The 8283-nt window shown below is 72.0% G+C and carries 7 protein-coding genes; 6 read left to right on the top strand and 1 reads right to left on the bottom strand.

Features of this window, described 5'->3' with window-relative positions; all coding sequences use genetic code 11:
* Positions 1-301 precede the first annotated feature (301 nt).
* Positions 302-988 (top strand): TetR family transcriptional regulator, encoded by a 687-nt coding sequence (locus AB0I54_RS45460; protein WP_363302282.1) that lies wholly within the window; start codon positions 302-304, stop codon positions 986-988.
* Between the two features lie 37 nt (positions 989-1025).
* Here AB0I54_RS45460 and AB0I54_RS45465 read toward each other — a convergent pair whose 3' ends face one another.
* Positions 1026-1991 (bottom strand): YafY family protein, encoded by a 966-nt coding sequence (locus AB0I54_RS45465; protein ID WP_363302276.1) that lies wholly within the window; start codon positions 1989-1991, stop codon positions 1026-1028.
* A 62-nt stretch (positions 1992-2053) separates the two neighbouring features.
* Between AB0I54_RS45465 and AB0I54_RS45470 the strand changes: the two genes are divergently transcribed.
* The 5 genes from AB0I54_RS45470 (at position 2054) to AB0I54_RS45490 (ending at position 8193) form a co-directional block, all read left to right on the top strand.
* Positions 2054-3598: an MFS transporter gene (locus tag AB0I54_RS45470; protein ID WP_363302277.1), complete on the top strand. Its 1545-nt coding sequence runs from the start codon at positions 2054-2056 to the stop codon at positions 3596-3598.
* Between the two features lie 196 nt (positions 3599-3794).
* On the top strand, positions 3795-4556 hold the full coding sequence (locus AB0I54_RS45475) for a DeoR/GlpR family DNA-binding transcription regulator (protein WP_363302278.1): 762 nt from the start codon (positions 3795-3797) through the stop codon (positions 4554-4556).
* The gene (gene pfkB, locus AB0I54_RS45480; protein ID WP_363302279.1) at positions 4553-5500 is read left to right on the top strand and encodes a 1-phosphofructokinase; all 948 of its coding nucleotides are present in this window, start codon (positions 4553-4555) and stop codon (positions 5498-5500) included. Before AB0I54_RS45475 ends, pfkB begins: the two co-directional genes overlap by 4 nt.
* Positions 5501-5753: 253 nt before the next feature.
* Positions 5754-7844, top strand: a complete 2091-nt coding sequence (locus AB0I54_RS45485; RefSeq protein WP_363302280.1) for a fructose-specific PTS transporter subunit EIIC — start codon at positions 5754-5756, stop codon at positions 7842-7844.
* A gap of 100 nt (positions 7845-7944) precedes the next feature.
* Entirely contained in the window at positions 7945-8193 is a 249-nt protein-coding gene (locus AB0I54_RS45490; RefSeq protein WP_363302281.1) for a hypothetical protein, read from the top strand.
* Positions 8194-8283: the final 90 nt, after the last annotated feature.

An 8283-nucleotide genomic window follows, 5' to 3' on the forward strand; every position in this document is an offset into this window, starting at 1 on the left:
CCACGCGTCCCGACGCATTCCCCCCCGGCGCCGGGACCTTCCCAGAGCCGGGCTTCGGCGCCACTCCCCCCGGGTGCCGGAGCTCGGCTCCTTTTTGTGCCATTGCCTGTGGCCGGGCACGTCAAATTGGCGGGTCACCCCGTACCTGAACCCCGGGGTGGCCCGCCGGATGGCAGATTCTGCCACATGGGCATAGCCTGCCGAAGTGAGCACCCCCAGCCCCGCCGACCACCTATCTGACCAGCCCTTTCCCGTCGCGCCTCCGATATCCCTGACGGAGCGCCGCAAGGCGGAGACGCGGATGGAGATCGCCCGGGCGGCGGCCCGGCTCTTCGTCGGCCAGGGGCTGCGCGCCACACGCGCCGAGGACATCGCCCAGGCCGCCGGGGTCGCCCCGCGCACCTTCTACCGCTACTTCGCGACCAAGGAGGAGGCGGTGGCCCCCCTTTACGGGGCGGGCGCCCAGCGCTGGGTGGAGGCGGTCCGTGCGGCCCCTGCCGCGCTGCCGGTTCCGGAGGCCCTGGAGCACGCGGTGCGCCACACCCTGACGCCCGGCGTCGGTGTCTCCGCCGCCTCGTGGGAGTGGATCCGCACCCTCATCGGTCTGGCCCGCACGAGTCCCGCCCTGGGCAAGGTGTGGGCGGAGGTGTGCCAGGCGTCGGAGCAGACGCTGGCGGAGGTCCTGGCGGCACGGGCGGCTGCCGCCGGGGCGGCCGACGACTTTGCCCCCGGGAGGCCAGTCGACAACGTTGCCGCCGCCATCACTCCCACCCCCGAACTCCGCTTCACCGCCGCGGTCGTGGGCGCCGCGGTGCGCGTGGCGGTCGAGTCCTGGGCCGCGACGTCCGCCCCGCCTTCGGGCCCGGAGGGACCGGCGGCACTGGCACTGCGGAACCTCGCTGCGTTGCGGGACTTTCCCTGGGGTGCGCTTACGGGGGCGGGTGCGGGCGAGGGTGAGGGAGCGGGCGCGGAGGATGCCGACGGGTAGGGCGAGGCAGGCGCGAAGGGAGTGGCCGTACGGCCGCTCAGGCACCGCCCGCTCTGCTCAGGCGCGCACCCAACTCCCGTACGCAGTCGATTAGTTCTGCAGGCCCCTGGACCGTGAAGTCGAGGCCCGTCATCGCCAGCCGTACCGCCAGCCACTCCACGGGGTCGCCGGTGGCGCCCCGCACGACGCAGCCCTGTTCGCCGGCCGGCTCCGGCGTGCCGAGCCAGTGGGGCAGACGCGCGGCGACGTCGTTCGCCGGTGCGGTGAAGGCGACCGTGAACTCGTAGGTCTCCTGCCGCCGTTGGATCGACCGCCGCAGATATTCCGCCGCGCTCCCGGTCGGCAGCTCCCGCGGCGTGAACCGCGCCCCGGTGGCGAACGGTTCGCTGACCCGGTCGACGCGGAAGGTGCGCCAGTCGTCCCGGTCGAGGTCGTACGCGACGAGGTACCAGCGGCGCCCGGTCGACACCAGCCGGTACGGCTCCGTCAGCCGGCGTGACTCGGTGCCGTCCCCGGCCCGGTAGGCGAAGCGCAGCCGCTCCCGCCCGGCCACGGTGGACGCCATCACGGTCAGTGTCTCGGGCGCGATGCTAGCCCCGTCCCCGCTGGTCAGCGGTGTCGTCGCGGCCTGGAGCGTCGACACCCGGTGGCGCAGCCGCGAGGGCAGCACCTGCTCCAGCTTGGCCAGCGCCCGCACCGACGCCTCGTCCACCCCCTCCACCGCGTGCCCGGCGCCGGCCCGCAGCCCGACCGCGATCGCCACCGCCTCCTCGTCGTCGAGCACGAGAGGCGGCATGGCCTTTCCAGCGACCAGCCGGTAGCCGCCGTCGGCGCCCATGGTCGCCTGCACGGGATAGCCGAGCTCCCGCAGCCGGTCGATGTCCCGCCGGACCGTACGGCGCGACACCCCCAGCCGGTCGGCTAGCTCGCCGCCGGGCCATTCGCGGGGCGTCTGGAGGAGGGAGAGGAGCTGAAGGAGCCGAGCCGGAGTGTCCGTCGTCATGTTGTCGAGGATGCCGCACAACTAGGACACGATCTGACCTACTGAGGTCCTACCTTCATTCCATGACCTCCACCGAAACCCTTGCCGGCAGTACCGGCTCAGTGGCCGGAAGCGGCGGCTCAGCGGCCGACCGCCGCCGCTGGTTCGCCCTCGCGATCGTGATGACCGCGGCCTTCATGGACCTCGTCGACGTCACGATCGTCAACATCGCGATTCCGTCGATCCAGCAGGACGCGGGCGCCTCCTTCAGCCAGATCCAGTGGATAACCGCCGGTTACGCGCTCGCGTTCGCGGCCGGCCTGATCACCGGTGGTCGTCTCGGCGACATCCACGGCCGCCGCCGTATGTTCCTGATCGGCATCGGCGGCTTCACCCTCGCCTCCGCGCTGTGCGGCTTCGCCGCGAACCCGGAGATGCTGGTCGCCTCCCGCATCCTCCAGGGCGGCATGGCGGCGATGATGGTGCCGCAGGTGCTGTCGATCGTGCACGCCACCTTCCCGGCGCACGAGCGCGGCAAGGTCTTCGGCCTCTTCGGCGCGATCGTCGGCCTGGGCGCGGTCTCCGGCCCGCTGCTCGGCGCGCTGCTGACGGAATGGAACCTGTTCGGCCTCGAATGGCGGCCCATCTTCCTCATCAACCTGCCGGTCGGCATCGCCGCCCTGATCCTCGGCAGCCGCTTCATCTCGGAGTCCAAGGCCCCGAAGGCGCTCAAGCTGGACCTGGTCGGTGTCGCGCTGGTGACGCTGGGCCTGCTGATGCTGCTCTACCCGCTCACCCGCGGCCGTGAGCTGGGCTGGCCGCTGTGGGGTCATCTGTCGATGGCCGGCTCGCTCGTCGTCTTCGGCGTGCTGGTGGCCTACGAGCGGCGCAAGAGCGCGCGGGACGGCTCCCCGCTGGTCGAACTGTCGCTGTTCAAGGTGAAGAGCTTCGCGGCGGGCATCGCGGTGCAGACCGTGTTCGGGATCTCGCTCGGCATCTTCTTCCTGGTGTGGACGCTGTACATGCAGGTGGGCCTCCGCTGGAGCCCGCTGCGGGCCGGTCTGACCGGGGTGCCCTTCTCGATCGCGGTCTCCGTGGCGGCCGGGATGTCCGTGCAGAAGCTGGTCCCGCGGTTCGGCCGCAAGGTGCTCCAGGCGGGCGCGCTGGTAATGGCTGCCGGTGTCCTGATCTACCTGGCGGAGTCCGAGCGCTACGGCCTCGGCATCGCCTCCTGGCAGATGGCGCTCCCGCTCGTCGTGATGGGCGCGGGCATGGGTCTGATCGTCGCCCCGCTGACGGACGCGGTGCTCTCCGGGGTGCCGCGCGAGCACGCCGGTTCCGCGTCCGGGCTGATCAACACCGTGCAGCAGATGGGCAACGCGCTCGGGCTCGGGCTGGTCTCGGTGGTGTTCTTCGGCGAGATCGGTGACCGGCTGACGCGGGCCCAGGTGGGACCGGCCTTCGTGAACGCCTTCCAGCACGCGCTGGGCTGGGTCGCCGCGGTGCTGGGCGTGATCTTCCTGCTGATGTTCGCGCTGCCGAAGCGGCCGGCTCAGCATCTGGAAGGCGGCGGGGACGGCGAGGGCGAGCAGCTCCTGGTGGAGGAGGAGCGCGAGCTCGTGCACTGAGCCCCTGCTGAGGGAGGGCCCGGCACCCGAGGTGCCGGGCCCTCCCGTGTGTCCAGACAGGGTCCTTCCGTGTGTCCAGACGAGTGGGACGTCCGTTCATGCCCGAATAAGGCCCGAACCTGTTTACTTTCAAGAAATCCAGGCGTAGCCTCCAAGTGAAACCACAAATTCGGGCATCAGTCGGAGGCAAGCGGACATGTACGCACCGGAGCGACAGCAGGAGATCCTCCGGCTCGCCCGTGAGGGCGGCCGGGTGGACGTGGTGTCGCTCGCCGAGGAGTTCCAGGTGACGGCGGAGACGATCCGCCGGGATCTGAAGGCCCTCGACCGCGCCGGCCTCGTCCGCCGGGTGCACGGCGGTGCCATCCCGGCCGGGCGCCTCGACTTCGAACCGGACCTCGCCGAGCGCGAGTCCACCTCGACCGACGAGAAGGACCGCATCGCCAAGGCGGCCGTCACCGAGCTGCCGACCGAGGGCACGCTGATCCTCGACGCCGGTACGACCGTCGCCCGCCTCGCCGGGGCCATCCCCCTGGAGGCGACGCTCACCGTCGTCACGCACAGCCTGCCGATCGCGGCCCGCCTCGCGGACCACCCCGGCATCCAACTACACCTCGTCGGAGGGCGCGTGCGACACCGCACGCGCGCCGCCGTCGACGCCTGGGCGCTGCGCGCATACGGCGAGATCAGGGCGGACGTCCTCTTCGTCGCCGCCAACGGCTTCTCCGTCGAGCACGGTCTGACCACCCCCGACCTCGCCGAGGCCGCGGTGAAGCGCGCGGCGGTCGCCGCGGCCCGCCGCGTGGTCCTGCTCGCCGACTCCGCCAAGCACGGCCAGGAGCACTTCGCCCGCTTCGGCGACCTGAGCGATGTGGACCTGCTGATCACCGACAGCGGGCTGAGCCCCGAAGACACCGCCGCCATCGAGCGCGGCGGCACGGAAGTAGTGCGCGCATGATCCTCACCGTCACCCCCAACCCGTCCCTCGACCGCACCTACGAGGTCCCCTCGCTGGAGCGCGGCGAGGTCATCCGCGCCACCGGCGAGCGCATGGACCCCGGCGGCAAGGGCGTGAACGTGTCGCGCGCCGTCGCGGCCGCCGGCCGTCGCACGGTCGCGGTGCTGCCGCTCGGGGGTGCGCCGGGAGCGCTCGTCGCCGACCTGCTCGACGCGCAGGGCATCGAGGTCGCGCCGGTGCCGGTCGCCGGAGCCACCCGCTCGAACATCGCGCTCGCGGAGGCGGACGGGGTGCTCACCAAGATCAACGCGCCGGGGCCGGAGCTGTCGGCGGCCGAGCAGGAGCTGCTGTTCGAGACGGTCCGCGAGCACGCGGACGACGCCGACTGGATCGCCTGCTGCGGAAGCCTGCCGAGGGGCCTCGCGCCGGCCTGGTACGCCGATCTGGTCGCCCGGGTGCACGCCGCGGGCGCGCGCATCGCGCTCGACACGTCGGGGCCCGCGCTGATCGAGGCGCTGCGTGAGCGTCCGGACGTGGTGAAGCCGAACGCCGAGGAGCTGGCGGAGGCCGTCGGGCGTCCCCTGGCGACCGTGGGCGACGCGGTGAAGGCGGCCGAGGAGTTGCGCGAGATGGGCGCGCGCGCCGTGCTCGCAAGCCTGGGCGCCGACGGACAGTTGCTCGTGGACGACGCGGGTACCTGGTTCGCAAGCGCGCGGGTGGACGTCGTACGCAGCAATGTCGGAGCGGGCGACGCCTCCCTCGCAGGCTTCCTGGTCGCGGGCGGCAGCGGGCCCGAGGCGCTCGCCTCCGCCGTCGCGCACGGCGCCGCCGCCGTCCAGCTGCCCGGCAGCGTGATGCCCACACCGGCCGACCTGGACCCCGCGGCGGTGACGGTCACGGCTCAGGTCCCGGCGGACCGCGAACTGACGGAGCCGGTGTCATGAACGTACGCACGAGACGCCGTACGACAGCTGCGGACCGGACGTGGCACCGCTCCCCGTTACTCGCCACCACCCCCACCGTCCCCATCACCACCCGCACTACCTGCACCACCAGCATCACCGGCACCATCCCCACCACCTCCGCACTCTTCGGATCCACTGAACTCCCCACACCCCCCGCTTTCCCCAGCAGCACCTCCGTCCCCACTCCCGCCCACTGCACTCCACGGGCGATACGCGTGCATAGGAGCCCGCGATGAGCGACATGATCACCGCGGACCTGGTCGATCTCGACCTGTCCGCCGACACCAAGGAAGCGGCGGCACGTGCCCTCGCCGAGCGCATGGTGGCCCTGGGCCGGGTGACCGACCTGGAGGGCTTCCTCGCCGACGTGGCCGCCCGGGAGGCACAGATGCCGACCGGCCTGGACGGCGGCATCGGCATTCCGCACTGCCGCAGCACTCACGTGACCGAGCCGACGCTGGCCTTCGGGCGCAGCGCCGCCGGGATCGACTTCGGCGCGGCGGACGGCCCGGCCGACCTCGTCTTCCTGATCGCGGCCCCGGCCGGTGCCGACGACGCCCATCTGACGATCCTGTCCTCGCTGGCCCGGCAGTTGATGAACACCGAGTTCACCGACGCGCTGCGCTCGGCGGGCGACGCGGGCGCGGCGGCCGCGCTGATCCGCGGTGACAAGGTGCCCGCGGGCGAGGCAGAGGCGGCCGCGGGTGAGGGCGCTGCCGCGGGCGCCTCCGAAGACACCGCTGCGGCGCCGGGGGCGGCCTCCGCCGGCGCCGCGGCGGGCAGTACGGCACAGTGCGCCGCGCCGGGTGCCTCCGGCGCGGGTGGCGAGCGCGCGTTCCGCGTCGTCGCCGTCACCTCGTGCCCGACCGGCATCGCCCACACCTACATGGCGGCCGAGTCGCTGGAGCACGCGGGCCGTGAGGCGGGCGTCGAGGTCCTCGTCGAGACCCAGGGCTCGGCCGGCTTCACCCGGCTCGACCCGGCCGTGATCGCGGCGGCGGACGCGGTGATCTTCGCGCACGACGTCCCGGTGCGCGACAAGGACCGCTTCGCCGGGAAGCCCACGGTCGACGTCGGCGTGAAGGCGGGCATCAACCGTCCCGCCGAGCTGATCGCCGAGGTGCGCGCCAAGGCCGAGCGCGGCGAGGTGACGGCGGGCTCCGCGCCCGCCACGCCGGTCGAGCGCGCGGGCGACTCCACCGAGGGCTACGGCACCAAGCTCCGCAAGTGGCTGATGTCCGGCGTCAGCTACATGGTCCCGTTCGTCGCGGCCGGCGGTCTGCTGATCGCGCTCGGCTTCGCGATCGGCGGCTACAAGATCAACAAGGCGCCGTCGGTGATGGACCACTTCGTGTGGACGCAGACCGACAGCTGGGGCGCGCTGTTCTTCCAGATCGGCGTCGTGGCCTTCGCCTTCCTCGTCCCGGTCCTCGCCGGATACATCGCCTACGGCATGGCGGACCGGCCAGGCCTCGTCCCCGGCTTCGTCGGCGGCTCCATAGCCCTCACCATCAACGCGGGCTTCCTCGGCGGCCTTGCGGCCGGTCTGATCGCCGGTGGTGTGGTGTTGGCGATCCAGAGGGTCAACATCCCACCGACGCTGCGCGGCATCATGCCGGTGGTGGTGATCCCGCTGATCTCCTCGGCGATCGTCGGATTCCTGATGTTCGTCGTGATCGGCAAGCCCATCGCGTCCGCCCAGAGGGGTATGACGGACTGGCTGAACGGTCTCACCGGCACCAACGCCATCCTGCTCGGCGCCCTGCTCGGCCTGATGATGTGCTTCGACCTCGGCGGCCCGGTCAACAAGGTCGCGTACACCTTCGCCACCGCCGGCATCGCGGTCGCGAGCCCCAGCGACTCCGCGATGAAGATCATGGCCGCGGTCATGGCGGCCGGCATGGTCCCGCCGCTGGCGATGGCCCTGGCCACGACCGTGCGCGGCAGGCTCTTCACCCAGACCGAGCGCGAGAACGGCAAGGCCGCCTGGGTCCTGGGCGCTTCCTTCATCTCGGAGGGCGCGATCCCGTTCGCGGCGGCCGACCCGCTGCGCGTCATCCCGTCGGCGATGGTCGGCGGTGCGGTCACCGGCGCCCTGTCGATGGCCTTCGGCGCCACCCTGCGCGCCCCGCACGGCGGCATCTTCGTGGTCCCGCTGATCGGCAACCCGTTCCTCTACCTGATCGCCATCGCGGCCGGTGTGTGCGTCACGACGGCGCTGGTGGTCATCCTGAAGGGCATGCGCAAGCAGTCCGTCAGCACCGGGCCGACGACGAACACGACTACGGCGAAGTCGGAGGCGCAGCAGCCGGTGGCGGCGTAACGCCCCTTGTCCCTTTAGGGCGCTGTGAGTCGTTCACGGCACCTGCGAGATACGTCACGGTCCGGGACCAAAGTCCCGGGCCGTGGTGTGTACTGGGCGCATGCCTGAGCACGTCTCGATTTTCCAGCTGACCGGCGTGGTCGGCCTGGCCCTGGTGACTGCCACCTGGGTCATACTCCTGCGCACCCGGCGTCGCGCCCGCGCCGTGGTCGTCGTACGGCGCTCGGGTCCCGTGCTCCAGGCCCTCCCGCATCAGCGCCAGGCCCCGCCCCACAGGGAGTCCGTCGAACTGACCCCGGAGGAGAGGGACGCGTTCGCGGGCCTGATGCGACGTCTCGACGAGCGCTAGGGCGCTTCTGATGGCTCTTGGACGATGTCTCGGAGCCAGATGACGATCGCCGCCGCAGCCAGGGTGCCGTTGAAGATGTAGTCGCGTTTG

This window comes from Streptomyces sp. NPDC050625 (assembly GCF_040654755.1).
Lineage (GTDB): Bacteria > Actinomycetota > Actinomycetes > Streptomycetales > Streptomycetaceae > Streptomyces.

Excerpts from the sequence above, each read along its gene's own strand:
- AB0I54_RS45460 (WP_363302282.1), top strand. The coding sequence starts at position 302 with ATGGAGATCGCCCGGGCGGCGGCCCGGCTCTTCGTCGGCCAGGGGCTG.
- AB0I54_RS45465 (WP_363302276.1), bottom strand. The coding sequence starts at position 1,991 with ATGACGACGGACACTCCGGCTCGGCTCCTTCAGCTCCTCTCCCTCCTC.
- AB0I54_RS45470 (WP_363302277.1), top strand. The coding sequence starts at position 2,054 with ATGACCTCCACCGAAACCCTTGCCGGCAGTACCGGCTCAGTGGCCGGA.
- AB0I54_RS45475 (WP_363302278.1), top strand. The coding sequence starts at position 3,795 with ATGTACGCACCGGAGCGACAGCAGGAGATCCTCCGGCTCGCCCGTGAG.
- pfkB (WP_363302279.1), top strand. The coding sequence starts at position 4,553 with ATGATCCTCACCGTCACCCCCAACCCGTCCCTCGACCGCACCTACGAG.
- AB0I54_RS45485 (WP_363302280.1), top strand. The coding sequence starts at position 5,754 with ATGAGCGACATGATCACCGCGGACCTGGTCGATCTCGACCTGTCCGCC.
- AB0I54_RS45490 (WP_363302281.1), top strand. The coding sequence starts at position 7,945 with ATGCCTGAGCACGTCTCGATTTTCCAGCTGACCGGCGTGGTCGGCCTG.